Annotated in this window: 23 protein-coding genes; 16 read left to right on the top strand and 7 right to left on the bottom strand. The window is 68.1% G+C overall.

Going from position 1 to position 25,442, the window contains the following annotated elements; translation table 11 throughout:
- From ACFJGU_RS04110 to ACFJGU_RS04095, 4 genes are all read left to right on the top strand, one after another.
- Positions 1 to 222: a hypothetical protein gene (locus tag ACFJGU_RS04110; protein ID WP_382307895.1), complete on the top strand. Its 222-nt coding sequence runs from the start codon at positions 1 to 3 to the stop codon at positions 220 to 222.
- Between the two features lie 288 nt (positions 223 to 510).
- Positions 511 to 1,026 carry a 50S ribosomal protein L10 gene (gene rplJ, locus ACFJGU_RS04105; protein WP_092557637.1) on the top strand — a complete coding sequence of 172 codons (516 nt, stop codon included), beginning with the start codon at positions 511 to 513 and terminating at the stop codon, positions 1,024 to 1,026.
- Positions 1,027 to 1,075: 49 nt separating this feature from the next.
- Positions 1,076 to 1,462: a 50S ribosomal protein L7/L12 gene (gene rplL, locus ACFJGU_RS04100; protein ID WP_382307893.1), complete on the top strand. Its 387-nt coding sequence runs from the start codon at positions 1,076 to 1,078 to the stop codon at positions 1,460 to 1,462.
- A gap of 84 nt (positions 1,463 to 1,546) precedes the next feature.
- Positions 1,547 to 1,936, top strand: a complete 390-nt coding sequence (locus tag ACFJGU_RS04095) for a DUF952 domain-containing protein (protein ID WP_382307891.1) — start codon at positions 1,547 to 1,549, stop codon at positions 1,934 to 1,936.
- Here the strand turns inward: ACFJGU_RS04095 and ACFJGU_RS04090 are convergent.
- Positions 1,893 to 2,918 (bottom strand): LacI family DNA-binding transcriptional regulator, encoded by a 1,026-nt coding sequence (locus ACFJGU_RS04090; protein ID WP_382307889.1) that lies wholly within the window; start codon positions 2,916 to 2,918, stop codon positions 1,893 to 1,895. The genes ACFJGU_RS04095 and ACFJGU_RS04090 overlap by 44 nt on opposite strands.
- 300 nt (positions 2,919 to 3,218) lie before the next feature.
- On the opposite strand from ACFJGU_RS04090, the gene ACFJGU_RS04085 reads away from it, so the two are divergent.
- The 3 genes from ACFJGU_RS04085 to ACFJGU_RS04075 all read left to right on the top strand — a co-directional run bounded on the left by ACFJGU_RS04085 (position 3,219) and on the right by ACFJGU_RS04075 (position 6,780).
- On the top strand, positions 3,219 to 4,538 hold the full coding sequence (locus ACFJGU_RS04085) for an ABC transporter substrate-binding protein (RefSeq protein WP_382307887.1): 1,320 nt from the start codon (positions 3,219 to 3,221) through the stop codon (positions 4,536 to 4,538).
- 131 nt (positions 4,539 to 4,669) lie between these two features.
- Complete coding sequence (locus tag ACFJGU_RS04080; RefSeq protein WP_382307885.1) at positions 4,670 to 5,800, top strand: carbohydrate ABC transporter permease; 1,131 nt, start codon at positions 4,670 to 4,672, stop codon at positions 5,798 to 5,800.
- Positions 5,797 to 6,780 (top strand): carbohydrate ABC transporter permease, encoded by a 984-nt coding sequence (locus ACFJGU_RS04075; RefSeq protein WP_382307883.1) that lies wholly within the window; start codon positions 5,797 to 5,799, stop codon positions 6,778 to 6,780. The genes ACFJGU_RS04080 and ACFJGU_RS04075 overlap by 4 nt, the downstream gene beginning before the upstream one ends.
- Positions 6,781 to 6,864: 84 nt before the next feature.
- Here the strand turns inward: ACFJGU_RS04075 and ACFJGU_RS04070 are convergent, their stop codons facing one another.
- Together ACFJGU_RS04070 and ACFJGU_RS04065 are read right to left on the bottom strand one after the other, a co-directional pair.
- Positions 6,865 to 9,402: a LuxR C-terminal-related transcriptional regulator gene (locus ACFJGU_RS04070; protein WP_382307881.1), complete on the bottom strand. Its 2,538-nt coding sequence runs from the start codon at positions 9,400 to 9,402 to the stop codon at positions 6,865 to 6,867.
- Positions 9,403 to 9,431: 29 nt separating this feature from the next.
- A complete protein-coding gene (locus ACFJGU_RS04065; protein WP_382307879.1) occupies positions 9,432 to 9,554 on the bottom strand; it encodes a hypothetical protein in 123 nt (40 codons plus the stop codon).
- Here ACFJGU_RS04065 and ACFJGU_RS04060 point away from each other — a divergent pair.
- The 4 genes from ACFJGU_RS04060 to ACFJGU_RS04045 all read left to right on the top strand — a co-directional run bounded on the left by ACFJGU_RS04060 (position 9,553) and on the right by ACFJGU_RS04045 (position 15,645).
- On the top strand, positions 9,553 to 9,993 hold the full coding sequence (locus tag ACFJGU_RS04060) for an SRPBCC domain-containing protein (protein ID WP_382307877.1): 441 nt from the start codon (positions 9,553 to 9,555) through the stop codon (positions 9,991 to 9,993). The two genes, ACFJGU_RS04065 and ACFJGU_RS04060, sit on opposite strands and share 2 nt — an antisense overlap.
- Before the next feature lie 88 nt (positions 9,994 to 10,081).
- The gene (locus ACFJGU_RS04055) at positions 10,082 to 11,959 is read left to right on the top strand and encodes an ABC transporter ATP-binding protein (protein WP_382307875.1); all 1,878 of its coding nucleotides are present in this window, start codon (positions 10,082 to 10,084) and stop codon (positions 11,957 to 11,959) included.
- A 100-nt stretch (positions 11,960 to 12,059) separates the two neighbouring features.
- On the top strand, positions 12,060 to 14,198 hold the full coding sequence (locus ACFJGU_RS04050) for an adenylate/guanylate cyclase domain-containing protein (RefSeq protein ID WP_382307873.1): 2,139 nt from the start codon (positions 12,060 to 12,062) through the stop codon (positions 14,196 to 14,198).
- Between the two features lie 13 nt (positions 14,199 to 14,211).
- Positions 14,212 to 15,645: a mechanosensitive ion channel domain-containing protein gene (locus tag ACFJGU_RS04045; RefSeq protein ID WP_382307871.1), complete on the top strand. Its 1,434-nt coding sequence runs from the start codon at positions 14,212 to 14,214 to the stop codon at positions 15,643 to 15,645.
- Between the two features lie 23 nt (positions 15,646 to 15,668).
- Here the strand turns inward: ACFJGU_RS04045 and ACFJGU_RS04040 are convergent, their stop codons facing one another.
- Positions 15,669 to 16,082: an META domain-containing protein gene (locus tag ACFJGU_RS04040; protein WP_382307869.1), complete on the bottom strand. Its 414-nt coding sequence runs from the start codon at positions 16,080 to 16,082 to the stop codon at positions 15,669 to 15,671.
- A 174-nt stretch (positions 16,083 to 16,256) separates the two neighbouring features.
- On the opposite strand from ACFJGU_RS04040, the gene ACFJGU_RS04035 reads away from it, so the two are divergent.
- From ACFJGU_RS04035 to ACFJGU_RS04015, 5 genes are all read left to right on the top strand, one after another.
- Positions 16,257 to 18,260 carry a hypothetical protein gene (locus ACFJGU_RS04035; protein WP_382307867.1) on the top strand — a complete coding sequence of 668 codons (2,004 nt, stop codon included), beginning with the start codon at positions 16,257 to 16,259 and terminating at the stop codon, positions 18,258 to 18,260.
- Between the two features lie 215 nt (positions 18,261 to 18,475).
- Positions 18,476 to 19,843 (top strand): cystathionine beta-synthase, encoded by a 1,368-nt coding sequence (locus ACFJGU_RS04030; RefSeq protein ID WP_382307865.1) that lies wholly within the window; start codon positions 18,476 to 18,478, stop codon positions 19,841 to 19,843.
- Positions 19,844 to 19,869: 26 nt separating this feature from the next.
- Positions 19,870 to 21,030, top strand: coding sequence for a cystathionine gamma-synthase (locus tag ACFJGU_RS04025; RefSeq protein ID WP_382307863.1), 1,161 nt, complete (start codon positions 19,870 to 19,872; stop codon positions 21,028 to 21,030).
- A 33-nt stretch (positions 21,031 to 21,063) separates the two neighbouring features.
- Positions 21,064 to 22,338: an FAD-binding protein gene (locus tag ACFJGU_RS04020; RefSeq protein ID WP_382307861.1), complete on the top strand. Its 1,275-nt coding sequence runs from the start codon at positions 21,064 to 21,066 to the stop codon at positions 22,336 to 22,338.
- Between the two features lie 98 nt (positions 22,339 to 22,436).
- Entirely contained in the window at positions 22,437 to 23,453 is a 1,017-nt protein-coding gene (locus tag ACFJGU_RS04015) for an SDR family NAD(P)-dependent oxidoreductase (protein WP_382307859.1), read from the top strand.
- On the opposite strand, the gene ACFJGU_RS04010 is transcribed toward ACFJGU_RS04015, so the two are convergent.
- From ACFJGU_RS04010 to ACFJGU_RS04000, 3 genes are read right to left on the bottom strand one after another with little or no spacing between them, the layout of a single operon-like run.
- Positions 23,425 to 23,994, bottom strand: coding sequence for a TetR family transcriptional regulator (locus ACFJGU_RS04010; protein ID WP_382307857.1), 570 nt, complete (start codon positions 23,992 to 23,994; stop codon positions 23,425 to 23,427). The two genes, ACFJGU_RS04015 and ACFJGU_RS04010, sit on opposite strands and share 29 nt — an antisense overlap.
- 38 nt (positions 23,995 to 24,032) lie before the next feature.
- Positions 24,033 to 24,608 carry an adenylate kinase gene (locus ACFJGU_RS04005; RefSeq protein WP_382307855.1) on the bottom strand — a complete coding sequence of 192 codons (576 nt, stop codon included), beginning with the start codon at positions 24,606 to 24,608 and terminating at the stop codon, positions 24,033 to 24,035.
- Entirely contained in the window at positions 24,605 to 25,324 is a 720-nt protein-coding gene (locus ACFJGU_RS04000) for a TetR family transcriptional regulator (RefSeq protein ID WP_382307853.1), read from the bottom strand. The genes ACFJGU_RS04005 and ACFJGU_RS04000 overlap by 4 nt, the downstream gene beginning before the upstream one ends.
- Positions 25,325 to 25,442: the final 118 nt, after the last annotated feature.

Raw genomic sequence — 25,442 nt, 5'->3', positions numbered from 1 at the left:
ATGCCCGACGACGAGCAGAGCGAACCCATCATGGTCGGCAGCGACGACGCCACCGTGGTCGAGAAGGCCGAGGGCATCATGGCGCAGGTGAAGGCCGACGCGCCGGATGCCTCCGAGCCCGAACTCGTCGTCCTCCTGCGTCAGCGCTTCGCCGACGCCGGCATCGAATCCGATGACACCGACCTCGCCCGCATGGCGCGGTGGATCGCCGGAGACGAATAAGGAAGATCCCTTTTCAGGCGACCCGCGCATCCGATTTGCACTGGATGCGCGGGTCGCCTATTCTGTACGGAGCCAAAGACCGCTGGTCATCGGTGTGCGCGTAAGCAGTGCATCGATCGAAGTCTCGTGAGAACGAAGACCCGCGCAGGTGCACGAAGTAAGTTCGAGCAGTTCTGCTGCTTCTCTTCGCTCCGGCCCTGTGCCGGAGCTTTTTTCGTATGAGCACTGCCTATCTGAACGTAGGTACAGCGGCCGTCCCGGCTGAATCTGACTACTACTAGGAGCGCCATGGCGAACAAGGAAGCCTCGGTTGCCGAGCTCACGGAACTTTTCCAGAGCTCGACCGCCGTTCTGCTGACCGAGTATCGCGGTCTCTCGGTCGCGCAGCTCAAGCAGCTGCGCGGTTCCATCCGTGAGCACGCGTCATACGCCGTGGTAAAGAACACGCTGACCAAGATCGCGGCGAACAACGCCGGCATCTCGTCGTTCGACGACGAGCTCGCCGGTCCGTCCGCGATCGCCTTCGTCCACGGAGACCCCGTGGCCGTCGCCAAGTCGCTGCGTGACTTTGCCAAGGCAAACCCTCTGCTGGTCGTGAAGGGCGGTTACTTCGACGGTAACCCTCTCTCCGCCGCCGAGGTCACCAAGCTCGCCGATCTCGAATCCCGTGAAGTCCTCCTGGCGAAGCTCGCCGGTGCCTTCAAGGCTTCGCTCTTCGGTGCCGCATATCTCTTCAACGCCCCGCTGTCGAAGGCCGTTCGCACGGTCGATGCGCTGCGTGAGAAGCAGGAGTCCGCTTCCTGAGCTTCGGCTTCGTGAGCGGTTGATCTAACTACCAAACAAGGAGAACATCATGGCAAAGCTTTCCACCGAGGAACTGCTCGACGCGTTCAAGGAGCTCACGCTCATCGAGCTGAGCGAGTTCGTCAAGGCATTCGAGGAGACCTTCGAGGTCACCGCGGCTGCCCCCGTCGCCGTTGCCGGTCCCGCTGCTGCGGGCGGCGCCGCTGCTGAGGAGGTCGAGGAGCAGACCGCTTTCGACGTCATCCTCGAGTCGGCCGGCGAGAAGAAGATCCAGGTCATCAAGGAGGTGCGCGCCCTCACCAGCCTCGGCCTCGGTGAGGCGAAGGCTCTCGTCGATGGCGCCCCCAAGGCCGTGCTGGAAGGCGCGACCAAGGAGGCCGCTGACAAGGCCAAGGCTCAGCTCGAAGAGGCTGGCGCCACCGTCACCCTGAAGTAGTCTTCTTCTCCTTCACACGGATGCCCCGGGCCACTGGCTCGGGGCATCCGTCGTTATCCTGGAGTGTCAGTGAAGGAGGCTCGGATGACCCTGATCGCCCACGTGGCCATCGTCGACGACTGGGAATCGGCCCGCAACCTCGGGGAGTACGAGGTCTCCACCCGCGGGGTCAGCCTCGACGAGGCGGGGTTCATCCACGCGGTGGTCCTCGACGGTGTGCGGGGAGTGCTCGACGAGTTCTATTCCGACATCCGCTTCGCGCTTCTGCTCGTGGTCCTCGACACGGACGCGCTGACCGCGGCGGGCCTCGAGGTCACCGAGGAGACGCCCGGCTTCCCGCACATCCACGGGCCCATCCCCACCGATGGCGCCGCTGTCGTGGCCGAGTTGCCGATCGAGCGTGTCGATGGTGACTTCGTGATCCCCGACCTCAGCCGGTTCTCGGGCGGGGCCGCGCCGTCGACGAACGCATGATGAGGGTGGCCGGCAGCACCGTGTGACGCTTCGGCGGGGTCCAGCCGGGCTCCTCGAGCTGGCGGATCACCCAATCCACCACCTGCTCGCCCTGCAGGTCGGGCCGCTGCTCGATGGAGGTGAGCCCGAACATCTCGGCCAAGGGATGGTTGTCGATGCCGATCACGGAGAGGTCGTCGGGCACGGAGATGCCGAGTTCCCGGGCGGCGAGGATGACGCCGATGGCCACCTCGTCGGCCGCGGCGAAGATCGCGGTGGGGCGGCGCCGGGGGTCGCCCAGGATCTGCTTGCCCACCCGGTAGGCGCTGGGGATGTCGAAGCGGGTCGCCACGTAGGAATCCTGGTCGTAGGGGATGCCGGCCGCGGTGAGCGCCTCCATATAGCCCTTCAGGCGCTTGGAGTGCACGTGGAAGTCCATCTGCTCGTCGATGTCGCCGCCGATGTGCATGATGTCCCGGTGACCGAGCAGCAGCAGGTGCTCGGTGGCGAGGCGCGCGGCCGCGACATCGTCGATGCTGAGGGTCGGGATGCCCTCGAGCGGACCGCCGATGCCGGCGATCGGCTTGCCGAGGGCGAGCAGCTGCGTGGTCTCCTCGGGTGTGATCTCGAGGGTCACCGCGATCACCGCGTCGACGCGCTTGCGCACCAGGAAGTACTCGAACACGCGGGTTCGCTCCTCGTGTGACTTGGTGAGGTTGTACAGCATCAGGTCGTAGCCGCGGTCGAGCAGCGCGCGCTCGACGCCCTCGATGATGCTTCCGAAGAACCACTGGTTGATCACCGGGATGATGACGCCCACGTTGTTGGTGCGGCCGGTCACGAGGCTCGACGCGCTGGAGGACACCACGTAGCCGAGGCTGGCCGCGGCCTGGGCCACACGCGTTCGGGTGTCGCTCGAGACGTAGCCGCGCCCGCTCAGCGCGCGCGACACGGTGGCCTTGGAAACCCCCGCCAGGTTCGCCACGTCTTCGATCCCCGACACGCTCGACCTCCTCGTCTGCAAACGCTTCCAGAATCCTAGTCCCTGGCCGGGGAGGATGTGGAAATCGTTCCAGAAGACGCACCACGGAGTGTTGGTGGTGAGAGCGCTCTCTGCAACCAAATCGTTACACTCTCGTCTCGGACCACACGCGGGTTGTGATTTGCTGGGAGATATGGAAAGGTTTCCCTACACGAGCCGCCGATGGCACCACAACGGGGGCGCGTCCACCTAGTCGATCATCGGATCGGCGGTGACCCGGGTCGATCGACCCGCGTCACGTCTACTCAATGAGGAGGAGAAATGCGGGCTACCTTGCACCGCCGGGTCACAGCACCCATCGCAATCGCGGCGGGCCTCGGCCTCGCACTCGTCGGCTGTTCCGGCGGAGCGGGCGGAGGCAACGCGGGAGACGCGGGCGAAGCCGATGGCATCGTCACCGTCTACGGCACGATCGCCGACACCGAGGCAGAGCTTCTCGAACAGTCCTGGGCGGACTGGGAGAAAGAGAACAACATCGACATCCAGTACGAATCGTCGAAGGAGTTCGAGTCGCAGATCGGCATCCGGGCCCAGGGTGGAAACCCGCCCGACCTCGCCATCTTCCCGCAGCCGGGCCTGCTCGCCGACCTCGCGTCGCGCGGCTTCCTCAAGGAGGCGCCGGAAGGCGTCGAGAAGAACGCCGACGAGTACTGGTCGAGTGACTGGAAGGCCTACGGCACGGTCGACGACAAGTTCTACGGCGCCCCGCTGATGGCGAGCGTCAAGGGCTTCGTCTGGTACTCGCCGAAGCAGTTCGCCGACAACGGCTGGGAGGTCCCGAAGACCTATCAGGAGATGCTCGACCTGACCGCCAAGATGCAGTCCACCCTGGGCAAGCAGCCCTGGTGCGCCGGCTTCGGCTCGGGCGACGCCACCGGCTGGCCGGGCACCGACTGGGTCGAAGACCTGGTGCTGCGTCAGTCCGGCCCCGACGTCTACGACCAGTGGGTGAAGAACGAGGTGAAGTTCACCGACCCGCAGATCTCCGAGGCCTTCGACTCGGTGGGCGACATCCTGCTCGACCCGAACTACGTGAACGCGGGCTACGGCGACGTGAAGTCGATCAACAGCACCGAGTTCGGCGACGTGGCCACCGCCATGGCGCAGGGCACCTGCTCGCTCACCCACCAGGCCTCGTTCTTCGACGGCTTCCTCACCGACGCCGGAGCCACGGTCGGCCCCGACGACCAGATCTGGGCCTTCGTGACCCCGCCGGTCACCGAGGGTGAAACCGCTGTCACCGGTGGTGGCGAGATCGTGGGAGCGTTCTCGAACGACGCCGACACCGTCAAGGTGCAGGAGTACCTCTCGAGCCCCGAGTGGGCGAACAGCCGAGTGTCCCTCGGCGGTGTCATCTCCGCGAACAAGGGGCTCGACCCCGCGAACGCGAAGAGCCCGATCCTGCAGCAGGCCATCCAGATCCTGCAGGACCCTGACACCACGTTCCGCTTCGACGCCTCCGACCTGATGCCCGGTGCCGTCGGCGCCGGAACCTTCTGGAAGGGCATGGTCGACTGGATCAACGGCACACCCCAAGACGAGGTGCTGACGCAGATCGAAGCGGGCTGGCCCACCGAGTAACGCACCACCCTCTACGTCGAGGCCGCCCGAATGACTCTTTCGGGCGGCCTCGGTGTACCGGTACGGTGTCTGCACGGCGCCAAGGCGCGCCGAGCCTGCACTGAGTTCACTGTCGCACTCGAAAGGTTGTCATGTCAGAGTTCCTGCTCTGGGTCGGGGGACTGCCACCGATCGCCCAGATCCCCATCGTCGTCCTCGCCTTCGCGGTGGTGGTGGCGCTGATCCTGTTCTTCATCGAGATCGCACCCCGCTCCGGTCGCAAGTACACGATCATCCGTCTCGCCGTCTGCATCATCGCCCCGTTCCTGGCGTTCGTGCTGATCGGCTCGGTCTGGTGGGCGGCCCTCATCGCCGCCGCCCTCGGCCTCCTGTTCTTCTGGCTCGATCGCCGCTCCAAGCAGGGCGCGGGCTACCTCTTCCAGCTGTTCGGATTCCTGGCCCCGGCCATCATCCTGTTGCTGGTGGGTCTCATCTACCCCACCATCAAGACCACCATCGACTCGTTCTTCTCCAGCCGCGGCAACTTCGTCGGCTTCGACAACTTCGCCTGGGTGCTGACCAGCCCGCAGAACCTGCGGGTCATCCTCAACACCATCATCTGGGTGCTGGTGGTGCCGACGCTCTCCACCATCTTCGGTCTGGCGTACGCGGTCTTCATCGACAAGAGCCGCGGTGAGAAGTTCTTCAAGATCCTCGTCTTCATGCCGATGGCCATCTCCTTCGTGGGCGCCTCGATCATCTGGCGGTTCGTGTACACCTACCGGCCCGAAGACCAGAACCAGATCGGTCTGCTCAACCAGGTGGTGGTGTGGCTCGGCGGCCAGCCCCAGCAGTGGCTGGCCGGCTCGCCGTGGAACACCTTCTTCCTGATCGTGGTGCTGATCTGGATCCAGACCGGATTCGCCATGGTCGTCCTCTCCGCCGCCATCAAGGGCGTGCCGACCGAGCAGCTGGAAGCGGCCGAGCTGGACGGCACCAACGCCTGGCAGCGATTCATCAACGTGACGGTTCCGGGCATCCGCTCGTCGCTGATCGTGGTGATCACCACCATCTCCATCGCGTCGCTGAAGGTCTTCGACATCGTGCGCACGATGACCGCCGGTGCGAACGACACGAGCGTGCTCGCGAACGAGATGTACACCCAGTTCAAGAACTTCGAATACGGGCGGTCTGCGGCCTTCGCCGTGATCCTGTTCATCCTGGTGATGCCGATCGTCATCTACAACGCCCGCCAGATCAAGAAGCAGAGGGAGATCCGATGAGCGCCGTCCAGCCGATCGACCTGCCGGTCGATCCCGAGACCCGAGGCCAGCTCCGCGGAGGAGAGCGCGCGATCGAGCGCGAGGAGACCGCGGTCAAGCGCACCAAGCGCCGCCTCACCAGCCGCGGGGCCACCATCGCCGCACTCGTCATCGCCATCCTGTGGACGATTCCCACCTTCGGCCTGTTCATCTCGTCGTTCCGTGAGCGCACCGACATCCAGACCACCGGTTGGTGGACCATCTTCAGCAACTGGGGCTTCACGCTCGACAACTACGCCGACGTGCTGCAGGCGGGCAACTCCCAGGTCACCATCGCCTCGTCGTTCGTCAACTCGATCGCGATCACGATCCCGGCCACGCTCATCCCGCTGGTCATCGCCTCGCTCGCGGCATACGCGTTCGCGTGGATCGACTTCAAGGGCAAGGACTGGTTGTTCATCGGGGTATTCGCCCTGCAGATCGTGCCGATCCAGATGGCCCTCGTGCCGTTGCTGTCGCTCTTCTCCCGCGGCGTCGCGGTGGGTGACGACTGGATCTTCTCGGGCATCCCCTCGTCGGGCACGTTCTCGCAGGTGTGGATCGCGCACTCGATCTTCGCTCTGCCGCTGGCGATCTTCCTGCTCCACAACTTCGTGTCGGAGATCCCGCGTGAGGTGATCGAGGCAGCGCGCGTCGACGGTGCCGGGCACGGGCAGATCTTCTTCCGTATCATCCTGCCGCTCACCATGCCGGCGCTGGCCTCCTTCGCGATCTTCCAGTTCCTCTGGGTGTGGAACGACCTGCTGGTGGCGCTCATCTTCGCCGACGGCTCGGTGGCTCCGATCACCAAGCTGCTGGCCGAGATCACCGGTTCGCGCGGTCAGGACTGGTACCTGCTCACGGCCGGCGCGTTCGTGGCCATCGTGGTTCCGCTGATCGTGTTCTTCGCCCTGCAGCGCTTCTTCGTGCGCGGCCTCCTGGCGGGCTCGACGAAGGGCTGATCCGCGGAGAGCGACGGACGTCACTCCGGCCCGGGAAAGGAGAAGCCGGTCCGGAATGGCGTCCGTCCTCCCCGTTCGGAGGCGTCAGTCGTGCGACCGGGGCCACGAGGTGGACAGCTCGGATCGGGCCCGGACGCCGAGCTTCCTGTAGACGCGCTGCAGGTGGGTCTCCACGGTGCGCACCGAAACCACCAACTGCTCGGCTATCGCTCGGTTGGACAGGCCGCCGGCGGCCAGCTCCGCGATCTCGGCCTCCCGGTCGGAGAGATGCTCGATCTCCACGTCGATGGCCAACGGGAGGTGATCGAGCCCGCACGCGAGCGTCTGGTCGCCTCGACGTCTCAGCGAAGCAGCCGCCTTGCGAGGGGCGCCGGCGGCGGCGTGCAGCAGTGCCGCGTGCGCGAATGCTTCGGCGCTGATCATGTTGACTTCGAGGACGGTCGCGGCTTCGCCGATTCTGTCGAACTCGTCGCCCAGGACCTCAGCGTCCGTGCGAGCACGCGAGGCGGTGTCCTCGGCGTGCGCCAGTGCGCGGGAGAGTCTCACCATCAGTTCGGCATGCTCGCCCTCGACGACATCGGCCAGCGCGTTGATCCTCGGCAGGGCCGCAGTGGCCGCACCCACGCGGGCGGCATCGGCGAGCACGTTCAGGCTGGCCAGATCGAGACCCTGAGCGGCATACGTGTCCGCAGATCGGAAGAAGCTCGACGCCGCTTCGTCACGATGTCCGGATGCCGCCGCGATCCAGCCTTCGGCGTGGAGCAGTTTGCCGACCCCGATGCCGGGAGGCGGCGAAGGAGTGGCGTCCAGGATGTCAGAGGCTTCCCGAGGGCGGCCCGCCAAGGCGAGAGCCGTTGCCAGATCGGTTCGAGCTGTTCGGCTGACGGCGCCGGTGAGGCCGAGTTGCTCCATCATCTCTATCGCCGGCTCAAGCTCCGCGACGGCCTCGCGGGCGCGGCCGGCGAACACGAGAACCGTTCCGATAGCCCAACCGCAGAGCGCCTGAGCAGCCGGACGCCCGAACGCCTCAGCGGCATTGCGGAACTGTTCCACCACGGCCAGTGACTCCGAGATGCGGCCACGGAAGACGTTGACGTTGGCTCGCAGGACATGCACGGTCGAGGCATCAGCCCCGGTCCTGCCCATCGCGGCCTCTGCAGCATCGAGGGAGCTGCTGGCCAGTCCCAGCCGCCCGGTGAGGAACGCAGCGTTGGCCATGACGAGCTGAGCCTGCCCGAGTTCCTCGTCGGCGAGCTCCGCGAGCGCGGGTTCGACGAGCCGCGCTGCGCCGATTGCATCGCCGAGAGTGAAGAGCATGAGGCCCTTGAGGGCATCGAGCCGGATGTTCGGCAGGGCGGATGTGGCACCGGCGCTGGGCTCGAGCGACGCCAAGACCTCCGGGTCGGAGGCCCGGACGAGCACATGGTGGGTGAGCGCCGCCAGCGCTTCGCCGAAGTGTGCGTCTCCCTCGGATTCGGCCAGAAGGCGACGGAGTCGGGTGAGCGCCTCGTCGGACCTCCCGAGTTGCGCCTCGGCGGCCGCCAGTGCCATCTCTGCGTCGAACCCGCCGTCCTGCTCGACCGCCGCCTCGGCCAATCGCAATGAGAGGAGGGCGTCGGGGTAGCGTAACGAGGTGGTCGCGGCTCTGGTCAGCGTCTCTGCTTCGAGGGCGAGTTCGAGCGTCGTCCTGTGGCGGGCATACGCCACGAGCTCGCCCGGCACCAGCTCGGCGGGGGCGATGCCGTCGAGTACGGCTACCGTCGCCATGATCAAGCGCCGCCGGCGGAGGGCACCCACGGTCTGTTGCAGAAGGAGCTCGATCAGTCCGTCGCGGAACCGCACGTGCGGTTTGCCGGGCGCTTCGAGTACGTCGAACACGCCGATGTCCTCGAGCCGCTCGAGTTCGGCGTCCGCATCGACTCCGAGGTGCAGACGAGCGGCGATCTCGATCAGGGAGTTCACCGAGATCTCGGGAGTGAGAGCGACGAGATCGAGAAGCGTCGAGGTCAGTGTCGAGCATTCTCCCGAACCGGAACGCGATTGGAGCAGCCGTCGGAGGATGGCACTCGGCGGAGGGTCGGAGACCAGAGTCCAGAGACCGTCATGGCGCCGGAGAGCTCCGCTGTGTTCGGCCTCGAGGAGGGCGAGTCGTAGAGCTGCGAGATCGGAGCCGCCACGAGGGGGAACGAAGGCGGCCACAGCGGCCGGGTCGAGACCACCGCCGAGAAACGTCTCAGCCAGATGTAGGAGGACATTCGCCGCCACGGGACGCAGTTCAACGCGCATGACGGCGCCGCTCTGCCACAACCTGCTGATCGGTTCGGGAAAAGGACGAGGGGAAACCGAGGTCACGAGGGGCACGATCTCGCCACTCGTCACGGCCTTGGCGAATCGCGTCGCACTCTCGTCGTCGAAGTGGCGTATGTCGTCGCCGACCCAAAGGCGTTCGCGAGATGAGGCGTCGAGCCGTTCCACCACGGCGGCGACCAACGTGCTCCGGCCGGAACCGGGTGGACCGGTGACCACGACCCCTGTGCCGGCACGGAGCGCGATCCGAGCGGTCTCGAGCTCCGTGGCCCGAAAATCGCCGCCCGGCGATCGGTGTGCGTCGGTGGTCGCCACCCGGTCACCTCCCTGAGCATCGTGTGATGTCATTGTTGCGTTCGGGCCGTGGATTCGGCGACCATGTCGGCGAGCGAGTCCGCCGTGTCGCGTTCGTTCAAGCGGCGCGGTGCCGGCGGGATCAGGATGGTGGTGACGGAAGGAACGATCATGAGCGACGACAGTGACGACACGATCTCCCGCGCGAGCACGGTGGTGGATGCCGCGCCCGAACAGGTGTGGCAGGCGCTCACCGATCCGGCCATCGTGAAGCAGTACTTCTTCGGCACCACCGTCACGAGCGACTGGCGGGTCGGCAGCCCCATCACCTACTCGGGCGAGTGGGAGGGCAAGGCCTACGAGGACAAGGGCGAGGTGCTCGAGGTCGACGAACCGCACCGGCTCGTGACGAGCTTCTTCAGCCCCTCGAGCGGCAAAGCGGATGCGCCCGAGAACTACCAGACGGTCACGTACCTTATCGAGCAGACGGACGGCGGCACCCGCGTCTCGGTGGAGCAGGACAACAACGCCGACGCGGAGGCCGCCGCGCATTCCTCGGGCAACTGGCAGATGATCCTCGACGGTCTGGCGGGCGTGGTCGGTCGAGCCTGACGCCCCGGTTCCGCCGTCGGCGAAGCCGGCCGGCGACGTCGGTGCCCGGGCGTATGGTGGGCCTGTGAGTGGAGCAGGCGGCGGTCGGATGAGTGCGGTCGCCGCTGCCGGTGGCGCGGCCCGCGCGGGTGGTGGCGGTGGCGGCCGGATCTCCGGCGGAGACGCCCGGGCGCAGCGGGCAGCGAATGCGGCGGCACCGAAGATCCCGCACCTCTTCCAGCGCATCTCGACACTGTTCCTGCCGTACCGGGCGGCGCTCATCACCACGGGCATCCTCGTGCTCATCACGGCCGGCCTGACCGTCATCCCGCCGCTGCTCACCCAGCAGGCCTTCGACCTCGGGCTCTTCCCGCCGAGCGGCAAGCCGAACATCCCGGTGCTGCTCGAGCTGGTCGGCGCCATGGTGCTGATCTGGATCGTGTCGGCGGCGCTCGGCGTCTGGCAGACGTATCTCACCGCGAAGGTGGGCAACCGTGTGATGGGCGATCTGCGCATCCGTCTGTTCAGCCACCTGCAGCGCATGGAACTGGCCTTCTTCACGCGCACCAAGACGGGCATCATCCAGTCCCGCCTGCAGAACGACGTGGGCGGCGTGGCGAGCGTGCTCACCAACACCGTCTCGAGCGTGCTCGGCAACACGGTGACCGTGATCGCCGCGCTCGTCGCCATGCTCGTGCTGAGCTGGCAGCTGACGGTGGTGGCCATCGTGCTGATGCCGCTGCTCGTGTTCGTGCAGCGCCGTGTGGGCCAGGTGCGGGCGCGCATCGCCGCGCAGACGCAGGAATCGCTGTCCGACATGACGGCCATCACGCAGGAGACGCTGAGCGTCTCGGGCATCCTGCTCGCCAAGAGCTTCAACCGGCAGGCCGCCGAGGTGGCCCGCTACTCCGACGAGAACGACAACCAGATCCGGCTCCAGGTTCGCCAGCAGATGAGCGGCCAGTGGTTCTTCGCCATCGTGCAGATCTTCCTCTCCATCGTGCCGGCCATCGTCTATCTCGTGTCGGGGTACCTCATCAACGGCGGCGTCGACATCACGGCCGGAACGATCGTGGCGTTCACCACGGTGCAGGCCCGGCTGATGTGGCCGTTGCTCGGCCTCATGCGCGTGGGTCTCGACCTGCAGACCAGCGGCGCGCTCTTCGCCCGCATCTTCGAGTACCTCGACCTCAAGCCCTCCATCTCCGACAAGCCGGATGCGGTGACGTTGCCTGCCTCGTCGACCGCGGGCCGGGTGGAGTTCGACCACGTGAGCTTCGTCTACCCCGACGGCGAGCCGGAGCATCCGACGCTCGACGACGTGTCGTTCACCGTTCAGCCCGGGCAGTTCGCGGCGTTCGTGGGTCCCTCCGGCGCCGGCAAGACCACGGTGTCGTATCTCGTGCCGCGCCTCTACGAGGCCACCTCCGGCGCCGTGAAGGTCGACGGTGTCGACGTGCGCGAGCTGCAGCACCAGTCGCTCATCGACCGGCTCGGCATCGTGAGCCAGGAGACCTACCTCTTCCACGCCACCATCGCCGAGAACCTGCGGTACGCGAAGCCCGAGGCGACCGGTGAGGAGCTCGCCGACGCGGCGCGCCGGGCGAACATCCACGAGCGGATCATGAGCTTCCCCGACGGCTACGACACCGTCGTGGGGGAGCGCGGCTACCGTCTCTCCGGTGGCGAGAAGCAGCGCATCGCCATCGCGCGGGTGCTCCTGAAAGACCCCGCCGTGCTCATCCTCGACGAAGCCACCAGCGCGCTCGACTCGATCTCCGAGCGCGTGGTGCAGGACGCGCTCGACGAGGCTGCGCACGGGCGCACGACCATCGCCATCGCCCACCGCCTCTCCACCATCGTGAACGCCGACGTGATCTTCGTGGTCGAGGCCGGGCGCATCGTCGAGTCGGGCACGCACTCCGAGTTGCTGGCGCTGAACGGCGCCTACGCCGGCCTCTACGCCCAGCAGCTCGCCAACGCGTAGCCTGGCACCGGAACGCGGGCTTCAGTTCCCGTGACGGATGTGGTTAGAGTTGCCTTCTGAGTCATCGTCGAGATGACGACAGAGGTGCGGGGGCCCATCGATGGCGCGAAATCGTCTCAACCTGCCCACGGTCAAAAGCGGTTCGAACCGTCGCGGCCTGGGCATCCAGTCAAAACTGCTGATCATGCTGCTCGGCGTGAGCATCGGCTCGACGCTCGTGGTGGGCTACGTCGGGTACGCGTCAGGGCGCGACAGCCTGCGCGACGCGGCCTTCGACCAGCTGACGAGCGTGCGCGAGGCGAAGACGCTGGCCATCCAGTCGCTGTTCACGAACATCGAGTCGGGACTCGTGCTCGACTCGAGCGGAGCCACGGGCAATCAGGCCGCGGTGGAGTTCGCCGCCGCCTTCGCCGAGCTCAACACGCAGCCGGTAAATCCGGAGCAGCAGGCCGCGGTCGACTCGTACTACGCCGACTCGTTCATCCCCGACCTGGAGGCCCGCACGGGGCAGCAGGCGGCGCCGGATGTGTTCGAGCCGACCTCCGCCGCCGAGGTGTACCTGCAGAACTTCTACACCGCCCCGCCGGCCGGCGACTATGACGCCGCCGCGCTCGTCGACGACGCGGGCGACGGCAGCACCTGGTCGGCCGTCGACGCGAAGTACAACCCGTACTTCCGCGAGCTGGCCACTCGCTACCAGTACGACGACGCGCTGATCCTCGACACCGAGGGCAACGTGGTCTACTCCGTCTACAAGGGCGTCGACCTCGGCACGAACATCCTCGACGGGCCCTACAAGGGTTCGAACCTCTCGACCGCCTACACCGACGCGTTGAACTCCAACACCGTGGCCTACGCGACCGTCACGGACTTCGACCGCTACCAGCCCTCGCTCGGTGTCCCCACCGCCTGGGGCGTGTCACCGATCGGCGACGGCGGCCAGGTGAACGGCGTACTCGCCGTCCAATTGCCGATCACCTCGATCAATGACGTGATGACCGGACAGGAGGGGTGGTCGGCCGACGGCCTCGGCGAGACCGGCGAGTCGTATCTCGTGGGGCCGGATCGCACGATGCGCTCCGTGTCGCGGCTCCTGATCGACGACCCCGAGACGTTCGAGGAACTCACCGTCGAGGGCGGCTCCTCACCGGACCTCGCGCAGCGAATGGTGGACGTGAACGGCACCGTGGAGTTGCAGAAGGTCGACACGATCCCCGTCGACCTGGCGCTCAGCGGCAAGACGGGGACGGTGATCGCCCAGAACTATCTGGGACAGGAGACGTTGAACGCCTACGCCCCGGTCGACATCAACGGTGTGCAATGGGTGATCGTGTCGAGCATCACCACGGCGGAGGCGTTCGCGCCGGTCGACGAGTTCACGCGCAACCTGGCGCTCGCCATCCTGGCCATCATCGTGATCGTGTCGCTGCTCTCGCTCCTGCTCGCGCAGGTCTTCGCCCGTCCGGTGCGCACCCTCGTGGGTGCCGTGCGGCAGGTGGCGGGCGGCGACCTCGGGGTGGAGGTGACCTCGAAGACCCGCGACGAGTTCGGGGATCTCTCCGTGGCGTTCAACGACATGAGTCGCAGCCTGCAGGTGAAGCAGCAGCTCATCGACGAGCAGAAGGCGGAGACGGATCGCCTGCTGCTCAGCATGATGCCCGAGAAGGTGGCCCGTCGCTACCAGGAGGGCGAGGAGACCATCGCCGAGAACCACCAGGACGTCTCGGTGATCTACGCCGACGTCGTGGGCTTCGACGAGTTCGCGGCGTCGCTCAGTTCGGAGCAGGAGCTGAGTATCCTGAACGACCTGATGCGCCAGTTCGACGACGCGGCGACGGCGGCCGGCGTGGAGAAGGTGCGCACCCTGCGGGCCGGCTACCTGGCGAGCTGTGGCCTGATCGTGCCGCGCGTCGACAGCGCCCGGCGCACCGTCGACTTCGCCATCCAGATGACGCGCATCGTGGAGCGGTTCAACGCGCAGTACGACGCGTCGATCTCGATCCGCGCCGGCATCGACAGTGGAACGGTGACCTCCGGCCTGGTCGGCAAGGCGAGCATCGCCTACGACATGTGGGGCGACGCGGTGAACGTGGCCAACCGCGTCCAGGAACTGGCCGGGAAGCCCGGCATCTTCGTGACCCAACGGGTGCGGGACCGACTGCCCGACACCAGCGGGCTGGTCGAAGTGGGCTCGATCGACATCAAGGGCACACCGCAAGCGGTGTGGCAGATCTCCTGAGAGGGCGACGCTCGTGACCGAGATCTGGAAAGAGGCCTGGTTCCCCTGGGCGGTGGGCCTCGCGATCGGGCTGCCGATCGTGCTCGTCGTGCTCACCGAGGTCTACGGGGCCCTGGTGCGGCGCGGCAACCCGGCGGCCAAGCCGGTGCGCCTGCTGCGCAACCTCGTGGTGCCGGTGTTCGCGCTGTTCGTGTTGCTCACCCTCGCCTCCGACCAGCAGTTCGATCTGAACTGGGTGCGCGTGGTCGGCACGGTGCTCGGGTTCCTCCTCATCCTGCTCGTGCTCTCGGCGTTCAACGTGGCCCTGTTCGCGAACGCGAGCGAGGGCAGCTGGCAGAAGCGCTTGCCGTCGATCTTCATCGACCTGGCGCGGCTGGCGCTCATCCTGGTCGGACTCGCCATCCTGTTCTCCTGGGTCTGGGGTGCGGATGTCGGCGGACTCTTCGCCGCTCTCGGCGTGACCTCCATCGTCATCGGCCTCGCCCTGCAGAACGCGGTCGGATCGGTGATCTCCGGTCTGCTTCTGCTGTTCGAGCAGCCCTTCAAACTCGGCGACTTCCTCGACACCCCCTCCGGCCGAGGACGCGTGGTGGAGGTGAACTGGCGGGCGGTGCACATCGACACCGGGAACGGCATCCAGATCGTGCCGAACTCCTCGCTCGCGGGCGCCTCGTTCACGAACCTCAGCCAGCCGGCGGGCGCCTACGTCGCGACGGTGGCCGTGAAGTTCACCACGGATGATCCGCCGCACCGGGTCTCGAACCTGTTGCGCTCAGTCGCGGCGACCCTCCCGATGCTCGACCCGGCCGACAAACCGGCCGTCAGCTACGCGGGCAACGGCGCCTACTCCGTCGACCTGCCCGTGGTGAGCCCGGCGGTGGAGTCGGAGGCCGTCTCGCTCTTCCTCGCCTGGCTCTGGTACGCGGCCCGCCGCGACGACCTCGCCCTCGACGGCGACTCGACCGACCCGGTGAACACCCCCGAGAACGTGCGGGAGGCGCTCTCCTTCGTCGGCCCGCTGTTCAGCCTCGACGAGGACTACCTCGACCAGATCGCAGCGAGCTGCCGCATCGAGCAGTGGGGGGCGGGCGAGCAGGTGCAGGGCATCGGCGTCGTGCCGGACAGTCTGCGGATCGTGCTCGACGGCGCGCTGCAGCTCACCACTCCCTACGACAACGGGCGCCTCGAGTTCGGCATCGTGGAGCGCGGCGAATCGGTGGGGCTGACCTCGCTGACGCGGCAGGCGACGACTTACTACGCCACCGCGAGCCGGGCCGTGCGCATCCTGAAGGTTCCGCGCGACGCGGTCGACGCGGCCGTGCGCCGCAATCCCGCGCTCGCCCGGCGGATCGGGGAGCAGCTCGACAACCGGCGCCGCATGGCGGTGGACGCCATCGCGTCGGCGCGCGAGGCATCCGGGGTGATCTCGATCGGCGACGCGGCCTGACGTTGGCGCCGCGTCCGCGCGGGCTACCCCTTTGTCAGGGCGACGAGCTCGGTTCGCTGGGAGTCGTAGAGGGTGAGGGTGTCGGCATCCAGGGTGCCCGTGCTGAGGCCCGCGAACGACAGCGTCACCCCGAGGCACGCCTTGAGGGTGGTGAGCTCGAGATCGAAGGTCACCTCGTCGCCGCTGACGTCGTAGGTGCCGTTGACCGGGTTGCACCCGTCGCTCCCGGTGACCGATCCGCCATCGAGCGTGAGCCACGCCCCTTCGGCCTCGGGGGTGCTCCAGTTGCCCTCGACCGGATCGGCGGCGCCGGCCGAGGAGTCTCCGGTAGCGCCCGAATCGCCCGCGCCGGAACCGCCGGCACCGGAGCTCGCACACCCCGAGAGAGTGGCGATCGTCAGAGCGGCCAGGAGGGCGAAGACTGCGCGGCCGGTCATGTGCTCATACGATCACTGTCCGACGGATGACGCAACTCCCCATGCACCAGGGCCAACTCCCCATGTCGGTCGTCGCGCGACCTGTATAGGCTCGGGCGCGGCTGGGGGAGCCTTCTCCGTTCGAAGGAGCACAGTGGCGCTCGCCCCCGCCTATTCACAAGGAACTAGGGGCATATGACGAAGACATGGAAGAGACTCGCCTATCTGGCGATCGGCACGGTCACGGTGGCGGGGATGACCGGAGCATTCGGCTCGGCGGCGTTCGCGGCCGATGACGACACCACCGTTCCCGCATCCGGTGCGGCATTCGACGCCTACGCGCAGTCGGTGCTCGTCGACGACCAGGTGCAGGCCGTGGCGAAGGACGGCGACGGCAACGTCGTGATCTACACCACCACTCCGGCCGACCAGATCGACGATGCGTCGACGCGGTCGCTGCTCGAGTTCAAGAGCAACGTGGTCGTCAAGGTGCTGAGCGCGCCGCTCGAGGCCTATGACGCCAACGACGTGGTGGGCGGCGCCGGTTACCTCGCGCGCGAGACCCCCACGTCGATCGAGGCCGGCCTCTGCTCGGTCGGATTCTCCGGCTGGACCCCCACCGGCGACCCCGCCGTGATCTCGGCCGGGCACTGCACGAACGACAACAGCTACGTGGTCAGCGACCTCACCCTCCCGACGGGTGACCCGGCAGGTGGCGGCGACCCCGAGAACGGCGACGTCACGATCACCCAGGCCCTCGGCCAGCTCGGCTTCAGCCAGTACGGCGGCCCGGGCAACACGACCGGCACCGCGGGTGACAAGTCGAGCGTCGACATCTCGACCATCGACATCGACATCGACAACCCCACGCTCACCCTCCTCCCGGAGGTGACCGACTGGACCACCGCCCAGAGCGAGGACCTCTCGGCCTCCACGCTCCCTGTGCGCTCGGTCGGAACGGCCTCGGTCGGCGCCTCGGTGTCGAAGAGCGGCCGCACCACCGGGTTCACCTCCGGCACCGTGCAGTCGGTCGACGGCTGGGCGAACGTCGGCGGCCGCCAGGTCTACGGCTTCATGACCGTGATGACCTCGAAGCCGGGCGACTCCGGCGGATCGATCATCCAGGGTGACACGGCCGTCGGCCTCGTCTCCGGAGGCTCGGAGGTCGACGGCGTCGTCTGGGGTGCCGACCTGCAGGCCGGCCTCGCGCTGACCGGTGGCTACACCGTGGCGCTGAAGCTCGACGCTCCCGTGCTGACCTCGCCCGCCGACGGCGGCGACGTCTACACCGGCGGCGCGATCACCGGAACCGGGCCCGCCGGCGCCACTCTTGTCGTCGACCCGAGCCAGGGCGCGACCTTCGACGTGGCGATCGACGGCGACGGCAACTGGTCGTTCCCGGCTCCCGGCCAGGCCGGTGCCCTCTCGTACTCGGTGCACGCCGAGCGCGGGTTCGACACCTCGCCCACGACCGCGTTCTCCGTGAACGTCGTCCCGGCTCCGCTCAAGGCGCCCGCGATCACCTCGCCGTACGACGGCCAGAAGGTCGAGACCTCGATCAGCGCCCTCTTCGGAACCGGTGAGCCCGGCGCCACGGTGACCCTCTCCGGCTCGGTCGAAGACACCGCACTGGTCGGCTCCGACGGCACGTGGAGCGTCGACGTTGATCTCGACTACGGCTCCTACTCGGTGTCGGCCGTCCAGAACCGCTCGGATGCCTCCACCTCGCCGAGCGTGACGGTCGCCTTCAGCGTCGTTCCGGTCGCACCGGTGATCACGAGCCCGGCGAACGGCACCACGTTCGACGCCGGCAACGGCCCGACCCAGGTCACCGGCACCGGCATCGACGGCGCGACCGTGACGATCTGGATCAACGGATCGATCGCGGGAGCGACGACCGTCGCCGACGGAACCTGGGCCATCCCGCTCACGTCCGCGCTCGCCGCCGGCACCGTGACGATCACGGCCGCGCAGACGATCGACGGCACGACCGGCACCGGCTCCACGTCGACCATCACCATCACGGCTGCTGCCGGCGGTGGCGGTAACAGCGCTCCGGCCGGCAACTCCGGTGCGGGCCTGGCCAGCACCGGCGCTCCGGTCGCCCCGCTCCTGGGCGGCGGCGTTCTGCTACTCCTGGCCGCGGGTGGCCTGCTGATGGTCGCGCGTCGCACGCGCTTCGGTCAGCGCAGCAACTAGCGATACCTCGAAGGGGTGCGCCGACCGATCCGGTCGACGCACCCCTTCGTCGTGCCCGGGGGACTAGAGTGGAAGCGTGTTCGTGAACCAGCTCTGTTGTCGCCGCTAGCGACCCTCCCTTCTCAGACCGGATTCGCCACGCCCCAGCCGCCGCTCTCGCAGCGCGCCGTGCGAGAACCGCACGTGATCGCTGCGGCCCTCAGCCAAGGACACTCATGAAGTACGCAAACAGCGTCATCGACCTCGTCGGCAACACCCCGCTCGTCAAGCTCACGAGCGTGACCGAGGGGATCGCGGCCACCGTGCTCGCGAAGATCGAATACCTCAACCCGGGCGGCTCGTCGAAAGACCGCATCGCCACCCGCATCATCGACGCCGCGGAGGCCGAGGGTCTCCTGAAGCCGGGAGGCACCATCGTGGAGCCCACCTCGGGCAACACCGGCATCGGCCTCGCCCTCGTCGCCCAGCAGCGCGGCTACCGCTGCGTGTTCGTGCTGCCCGACAAGGTGGGTGAGGACAAGCGCAACGTGCTCACCGCGTACGGCGCCGAGATCGTGGTGACGCCGACGGCCGTCGCGCCCGAAGACCCCGACTCCTATTACTCCGTGTCGGATCGGCTCGCGCGCGAGATCCCCGGGGCATTCAAGCCGAACCAGTACTCCAACCCCAACGGTCCGCTCAGTCACTACGAGACCACCGGCCCCGAGATCTGGCGCGACACCGAGGGCGAGATCACGCACTTCGTCGCGGGCGTCGGCACCGGCGGCACCATCAGCGGTGTCGGGCGCTACCTCAAGGAGGTCTCCGACGGCCAGGTGCAGGTCATCGGCGCCGACCCGGAGGGCTCGGTCTACTCCGGCGGCACCGGCCGCCCCTACCTCGTCGAGGGCGTGGGCGAAGACTTCTGGCCCACCGCCTACGACCCGACCGTGGTCGACGAGATCATCGCGTCGACGGATGCGGAGTCGTTCGAGATGACCCGCCGCCTCGCCCGCGAAGAGGGCCTGTTGGTGGGCGGATCGAGCGGTCTCGCCGTCTCGGTGGCGCTCAAGGCGGCCCGCGACCTGCCCGCCGACGCGGTGGTCGTGGTGCTGCTGCCCGACGGCGGCCGCGGCTACCTCGGCAAGATCTTCAACGAGAAGTGGATGCGCTCCTACGGCTTCGCGCCGGAGAGCGAGGGATCGACCGTGCGCGACATCCTGAATGGCAAGAACCACGGTCTGCCGGCGCTCGTGCACGCGCACCCGAGCGACACCGTGCACGACGCCATCGGCATCATGACCACCTACGGTGTCTCGCAGGTGCCTGTGCTCTCGGCCGAACCGCCCGTCGTGATGGGCGAGGTGGTGGGCTCGCTCGACGAGCAGACCCTGCTCGACCAGGTGTTCGGCGGCACGGCGGCCATGACCGACAAGGTCGGGGACTTCGTGTCGACGCCGTTGCCGCTCATCGGCATCAACGAGACCGTCTCCGCCGCGCGGCAGGCTCTCACCACCGCGCCCGCCCTGCTGGTGAGCGACGACGGCAAGCCCGTCACCGTCATCACCCGCCAAGACCTCCTCACCTTCCTCAGCGAAGCGTGAGCTCCGACCCGACGAAAGACAGCACCATGCCTCCCAAGAAGACCGAGCAGTTCGAGACCCGCGCCATCCACGCCGGTCAGGCGTTCGACCCGACCACCGGCGCGATCATCCCGCCCGTCTACTTCACGAGCACCTTCGTGCAGGACGGCATCGGCGGGTTCCGCAACGGCTACGAATACACCCGCGGCGGCAATCCCACCCGCACCTCGCTCGAGACGCTGATCGCCTCGCTCGAGGGCGCCAAGCACGGCCTCTCGTTCGCCTCGGGCCTCGCCGCCGAAGACGCACTGCTGCGCGCCCTGCTCGAGCCGGGCGACCGCATCGTGCTCGGCAACGACGTGTACGGCGGAACCCACCGTCTGATCGAGCGCATCCACGGCAAGTGGGGCGTGGAGAACGTCGTCGTCGAGATGAGCGATCTCTCCGCCGTCTCCAAGGCCGTCGCGGGCGGCAAGACCAAGCTGCTCTGGCTCGAGACGCCCTCGAACCCGCTGATGAAGATCTCGGATGTCGCGGAGCTCGCCGAGATCGGCCACGCGGCCGGCGCCCTCGTGGTGGTCGACAACACCTTCGCCTCGCCCTACCTCCAGCAGCCGCTCGCGCTCGGCGCCGACATCGTGGTGCACTCCACCACGAAGTACCTCGGCGGCCACTCCGACGTGCTCGGCGGAGCCGTGGTGCTGAACGACGACGCGCTCGAAGAGAAGGTGCGCTTCCTCCAGTTCGCGTCGGGCGGGGTCTCCGGCCCGATGGATGCCTGGCTCACCGTCCGCGGCATCAAGACCCTCGCGGTGCGCATGGACCGCCACTCCGCGAACGCCCAGGCGATCGCCGAGCACCTGGTGGGCCACCCCGCGCTCGACGCGGTGTACTACCCAGGTCTCCCAACGCATCCAGGGCACGAGCTCGCCAAGCGGCAGATGAAGTCGTTCGGCGGCATGATCTCGGTGGCGCTGAAGGGCGGGCCGAAGGCCGCACGCAAGTTCGCGGAGTCGACCGAGGTGTTCCAGCTCGCCGAGTCCCTCGGCGGCGTGGAGTCGCTGATCGGCTACCCCTCCGAGATGACGCACGCCTCGGTGAAGGGCACGGTGCTGGAGGTGCCCGAGAACGTCATCCGCCTCTCGGTGGGCATCGAAGCCGTCGACGACCTGCTCGCCGACATCGACCGCGCGCTGCCGCGCAAGTAGTCCGCACGCACCGTCACGCGGAAGAGGAGAGCTGTGAGCACCGTCGGAGAGAACTGGGCCGGAACCTACGAGTACGGCGCGCGCGAGCTGCTGCGTCCGCAGAGCGCCGATGAGGTGGCGTCGATCGTGGCGGGCGCCTCCCGCGTACGGGCGCTCGGCACCCGGCACTCGTTCAACGACCTGGCCGACACGACGGGTGAACTCCTCACCCTCGTCGATCTCGAACCGCATCCCGAGATCGATCCGATCGCCTCCACCGTCACCGTCGCCTCCGGCACGCGCTTCGCCGTTCTCGCCGCGCATCTCGAGGCGCACGGCTACGCCCTGCACAACCTCGGTTCGCTGCCCCACATCTCGATCGCGGGCGCTGTCGCCACCGGAACCCACGGCTCGGGTGTGGGCAACGGCAACCTGTCGACCGCGGTCGCGGGCCTCGAGTTCGTGAACGGACGCGGCGACGTGGTGCACGTCAGCCGCGCCGATCCGCGGTTCGAGGGCATGGTGGTGGCGCTCGGAGCGCTCGGCATCGTGACCCGTCTCACCCTCGACATCCAGCCGAGCTTCCGGATGCGCCAGGACGTCTACCTCGATCTGCCCTGGGACGCGGTGCTCGGCTCCTTCGAGGAGATCGTCTCCGCGGCGTACAGCGTGAGCCTGTTCACCGATTGGACCGGGGAGACACTGAAGCAGGTGTGGCTGAAGTCGCGCCTGCCCGCCGCGGGCTCAGGTGCCGACGAGCCGGTGCTGCCGGAGGACTTCTTCGGCGCGCATCCGGCCGGCGACAAGGTGATGTCCCCGGCGGGCGACGACATCGACAACACCACGGTGCAGGGCGGACTGCCCGGGCCGTGGTCGGAGCGACTGCCGCATTTCCGGGCCGATGTGACGCCCTCGAACGGCGACGAGATCCAGACCGAGTACTTCGTGTCGCGGTCGGATGCCGTGGCTGCGCTGACCGCGGTCCGGGCGCTGGCCGACCGGATCGCTCCGCACCTGCTCGTGACCGAGCTGCGCACGGTGGCGGCGGATGCGCTGTGGCTGAGCCCCGCCTACCAGCGCGAGAGCCTCGCCATCCACTTCACCTGGCGCAACGAGCCCGACGCGGTGCACGCCCTGCTGCCCGCGGTCGAGGCCGCGCTCGCCCCCTTCGACCCGCGCCCGCACTGGGGGAAGTGGTTCGCGATGGGGGCCGCCGAGATTCTGCCGAAGTACGAGCGGGCGGCCGACTTCCTCGCGCTCGCCGCCGAGTTCGATCCGCAGGGCCGCTTCCGCAACGCCTACCTCGAGCGGGTGCTGGGCCTCAGCTGAGCGATTCCGCTCCGTCGCGCCGCCCACGCTCAGCTGAGTCAACTATGTTGACTTGTAGATGACCGTGCCGACGAAGGCCCGGACGACAGGAGGACGACATGACCAGCAGCCACCCACTCACCGCTCAGAGTTCCATCGCCGAGTGGCTCGACCATCCCGAGGGCGGCGCCCTGATCCGGCAGGTGCTCGGAGCTGCGGGAGCCTTCGACGAGAGCCAGCTCGCCCCGGTCAAGGGGCTTCCCTTGCAGCAGCTCGTCGAGTTGAGCCAGGGGCAGCTTCCGCAGTCGGTCGTGGACGACCTCGTGCTGCGTGCGAACGGCGGCGTGATGCCCGAAGCGGTCGAGTCGACGGGCTGGCGCGAGAAGGTCTCAGCCGGGCGCTTCGCCGGACAGACGGTGATCGTCACGGGGGCGGCATCCGGTATCGGGCGGGCGACCGCGTCGCGCATCGCGCGCGAAGGCGGTCGCGTCGTCGCTGTCGACATCTCGGCCGAACGGCTCCAGGACTTCGCCGACTCGCTTCCCGAGGCGGACGTCGTGCCCGTCGCCGGCGACATCACCAAGCAGGAGGACATCGACCGGATCGTCGCCGCGGCCGGAGAGCGGATCGACGGACTCGCCAACGTCGCCGGTGTCAACGACGACTTCTCGCCGGCCCACGAGACGAGCGACGCCATCTGGGACCGGGTGATCGCCATCAACCTCACCGGCACCTTCAAGCTCACTCGCGCGGTGCTGCCGGCCATGCTCGCGGCGGGCAAGGGCTCCGTGGTCAACGTCGCGTCCGAGGCCGGCCTTCGTGGCAACGCGTCGGGCAACGCCTACACGGTCTCCAAGCACGGTGTGATCGGATTCACCCGCAGCGCCGCGTTCATGTATGCGCAGCAGGGCATCCGCGTCAATGCGGTGGCCCCCGGCGGTGTCGCTACGGGCATCCCGTTCCCGCCTCACGTGTCGGAAGCCGGAAGTGCGCGGCTCGCGCCGTTCCAGTCCGCCATCCCCTCGGTCGCCACCGCCGAACAGTTGGCCGCCTCGATCACTTTCGTGCTGAGTGACGACGGGGTGAACGTGAACGGCGCCGTGCTGCCTAGTGACGGCGGCTGGTCGGTTCAGTAGGCGTGATCAGCTCCTGCAGCAGCGCGCCGTAGCGTTCGACGATCTGATCGTGGTCGGTGGCGAGGAGTTCCTCGTCGCCGACCACCCAGAGCGAATAGAGCAGCCCGCCGACGAGCGCCGCGGCGAGTCGAGCGCGCAGTCCGGCATCCGGGCCCGACATCCGGACGCGAAGGGGGGCCACGAATTCCTCTTCGTGCACCGAGCGGAGCCGACGACCGATCTCGGTGGTGTCGCTCCCCCGGAGGAGAGCCAGGTACACGCTCCTCGTGTCGACGTCGCCGTCGAGGAGCTCTCCGACCAAGCGGCGGCCGAGCAGGTCGAGAGGGGCGTCCGCGACCGTGCGAGGTCCGATGCCGGAGCGCATCGCCTCGAGGAAGAGCAGCTCCTTCGATCCGAAATGCCGGATGACGAGGGCCGGGTCGGCGTCTGCCGCGGCGGCGATCTCGCGGACCGAGGTGCGCGCGAATCCCTGCGCTTTGAACGTGGCCGTCGCGGCCTCGAGGATCCGGGTGCGCGTGAGGGCGGCGGAACGTCGGGGCATGACCTCGATGCTAGCCCGGGCGCCGGCGGTCGGAGTGGTCAGGCGGCTGCGGCTTCGTCGAGGGCGGCGTGGATGCGCGCCGTCACCTCGTCGAGGGTGCCCACCCCGTCGACCCGGAGCAGGAGGCCCTGCTCGGCGTACGCGTCGGCGAGCGGCTCCGTCTCGGCGCGGTAGACCGCGATGCGACGCCGCACCACCTCGGGGGTGTCGTCGGCGCGGCCCTGCTGCTCGGCGCGGAGGAGGATGCGTGACACGATCTCGTCGACGTCGGCGTGCAGCAGCACGACGGCGTCGAGCGCCGCGGTGTCGCCCAGCATGCGGTCGAGCTCGGCCAGCTGCGGGAGGGTGCGGGGGTAACCGTCGAGGATGAAGCCGGCGCGCGCATCCGGTGCCGCCAGGCGCTCGGCGACCATCGCGTTCGTGACCTCGTCGGGCACGTACTCGCCCGCGGCGAGGAGCGCGCTCACGTCGAGGCCGAGCGGCGTCTGCGAACGCACGTGTTCGCGGAACAGGTCCCCGGTCGACACCGCCGGCACACCTGAGGCCACGGCGAGGAGGGCGGCCTGCGTTCCCTTGCCCACTCCGGGCGGTCCCATCATCACGATGCGGCTCATCGGCGTGCTCCTTCGATCAGGTGGGCGATCTCGTCGGCCGAGAGTCGCGAGTTGATGACGACGACGCCGGTGCGCTCCGGATGCTCGGCGCCGGGACCCCGGCCGCGGAGCCCGGATTCGCCCATCGACTCCGCGATCTCGTCGACGAGTTCGGCGAACAGGGCGCGCGGGTCTTCGGACTGCGGGGCGGAGAGCCAGCGGTCGATCACCTGGCTGAGCGCGGCCAGGATCGCGGCGGCCACGATCTGCGCGAAGATCGCGCTGCGGGCGCCGAGGTCCTGCTCGGCCAGGAAGGTGCCGAGCAGCTGCTGGTATTCACGGAGCCACAGCACCTCCCGGTCGCGCAGCGCGACGTTCTCGCGCGTGACGACGGACCGCCGGACGACGAAGTCGGCGTCGTCGACGAGGCCGTCGAGGAGCGGATCGAGGGCCACGCCGGCCACCCGGATCGGCTCGCCGTGCGCTGCCCGCAGGCGCTCCTCGACGCGGAGCAGGTAGACCGCATGGTCGGAGAACAGCACGTCTTCGCGCACCGGGAAGTAGCGGAAGAAGGTGCGGCGGCTGATGCCCGCCGACTGCGCGATGTCTTCGGCCGTGGTGGCGTCGAATCCGCGGGTCTCGAAGAGGTGCAGGGCGCCGAGGCGCAGTCGGGCGTTGAGGTCCTCGCCGTCCGGGCTCGCCGAGCCGCCGGAGGTGGTGACGCGGCTGGGGGTCATGGCGGGCTTCCTTGCGCGGGATGGCACTGAGTGACAGGATACTGGCACAGGATGCAAAAGGGGAAGCGGTTGCGCCGTTTCCCGGCATCATCCAACCGCATCAACCACCGTCAGAGTT

This window comes from Herbiconiux sp. UC225_62 (assembly GCF_042694625.1).
Classification (GTDB): domain Bacteria; phylum Actinomycetota; class Actinomycetes; order Actinomycetales; family Microbacteriaceae; genus Herbiconiux.
Note: the sequence above shows the minus strand (reverse complement) of the source record. Positions and strands in the feature narration are given on the sequence as shown.

Coding starts and splice junctions, on each gene's coding strand:
- ACFJGU_RS04085 (WP_382307887.1), top strand. CDS start 3,219: ATGCGGGCTACCTTGCACCGCCGGGTCACAGCACCCATCGCAATCGCG.
- rplJ (WP_092557637.1), top strand. CDS start 511: ATGGCGAACAAGGAAGCCTCGGTTGCCGAGCTCACGGAACTTTTCCAG.
- ACFJGU_RS04050 (WP_382307873.1), top strand. CDS start 12,060: ATGGCGCGAAATCGTCTCAACCTGCCCACGGTCAAAAGCGGTTCGAAC.
- ACFJGU_RS04040 (WP_382307869.1), bottom strand. CDS start 16,082: ATGACCGGCCGCGCAGTCTTCGCCCTCCTGGCCGCTCTGACGATCGCC.
- ACFJGU_RS04110 (WP_382307895.1), top strand. CDS start 1: ATGCCCGACGACGAGCAGAGCGAACCCATCATGGTCGGCAGCGACGAC.
- ACFJGU_RS04025 (WP_382307863.1), top strand. CDS start 19,870: ATGCCTCCCAAGAAGACCGAGCAGTTCGAGACCCGCGCCATCCACGCC.
- ACFJGU_RS04080 (WP_382307885.1), top strand. CDS start 4,670: ATGTCAGAGTTCCTGCTCTGGGTCGGGGGACTGCCACCGATCGCCCAG.
- ACFJGU_RS04060 (WP_382307877.1), top strand. CDS start 9,553: ATGAGCGACGACAGTGACGACACGATCTCCCGCGCGAGCACGGTGGTG.
- ACFJGU_RS04095 (WP_382307891.1), top strand. CDS start 1,547: ATGACCCTGATCGCCCACGTGGCCATCGTCGACGACTGGGAATCGGCC.
- ACFJGU_RS04030 (WP_382307865.1), top strand. CDS start 18,476: ATGAAGTACGCAAACAGCGTCATCGACCTCGTCGGCAACACCCCGCTC.
- ACFJGU_RS04000 (WP_382307853.1), bottom strand. CDS start 25,324: ATGACCCCCAGCCGCGTCACCACCTCCGGCGGCTCGGCGAGCCCGGAC.
- rplL (WP_382307893.1), top strand. CDS start 1,076: ATGGCAAAGCTTTCCACCGAGGAACTGCTCGACGCGTTCAAGGAGCTC.
- ACFJGU_RS04055 (WP_382307875.1), top strand. CDS start 10,082: ATGAGTGCGGTCGCCGCTGCCGGTGGCGCGGCCCGCGCGGGTGGTGGC.
- ACFJGU_RS04010 (WP_382307857.1), bottom strand. CDS start 23,994: ATGCCCCGACGTTCCGCCGCCCTCACGCGCACCCGGATCCTCGAGGCC.
- ACFJGU_RS04065 (WP_382307879.1), bottom strand. CDS start 9,554: ATGATCGTTCCTTCCGTCACCACCATCCTGATCCCGCCGGCACCGCGC.
- ACFJGU_RS04015 (WP_382307859.1), top strand. CDS start 22,437: ATGACCAGCAGCCACCCACTCACCGCTCAGAGTTCCATCGCCGAGTGG.
- ACFJGU_RS04005 (WP_382307855.1), bottom strand. CDS start 24,608: ATGAGCCGCATCGTGATGATGGGACCGCCCGGAGTGGGCAAGGGAACG.
- ACFJGU_RS04075 (WP_382307883.1), top strand. CDS start 5,797: ATGAGCGCCGTCCAGCCGATCGACCTGCCGGTCGATCCCGAGACCCGA.
- ACFJGU_RS04035 (WP_382307867.1), top strand. CDS start 16,257: ATGACGAAGACATGGAAGAGACTCGCCTATCTGGCGATCGGCACGGTC.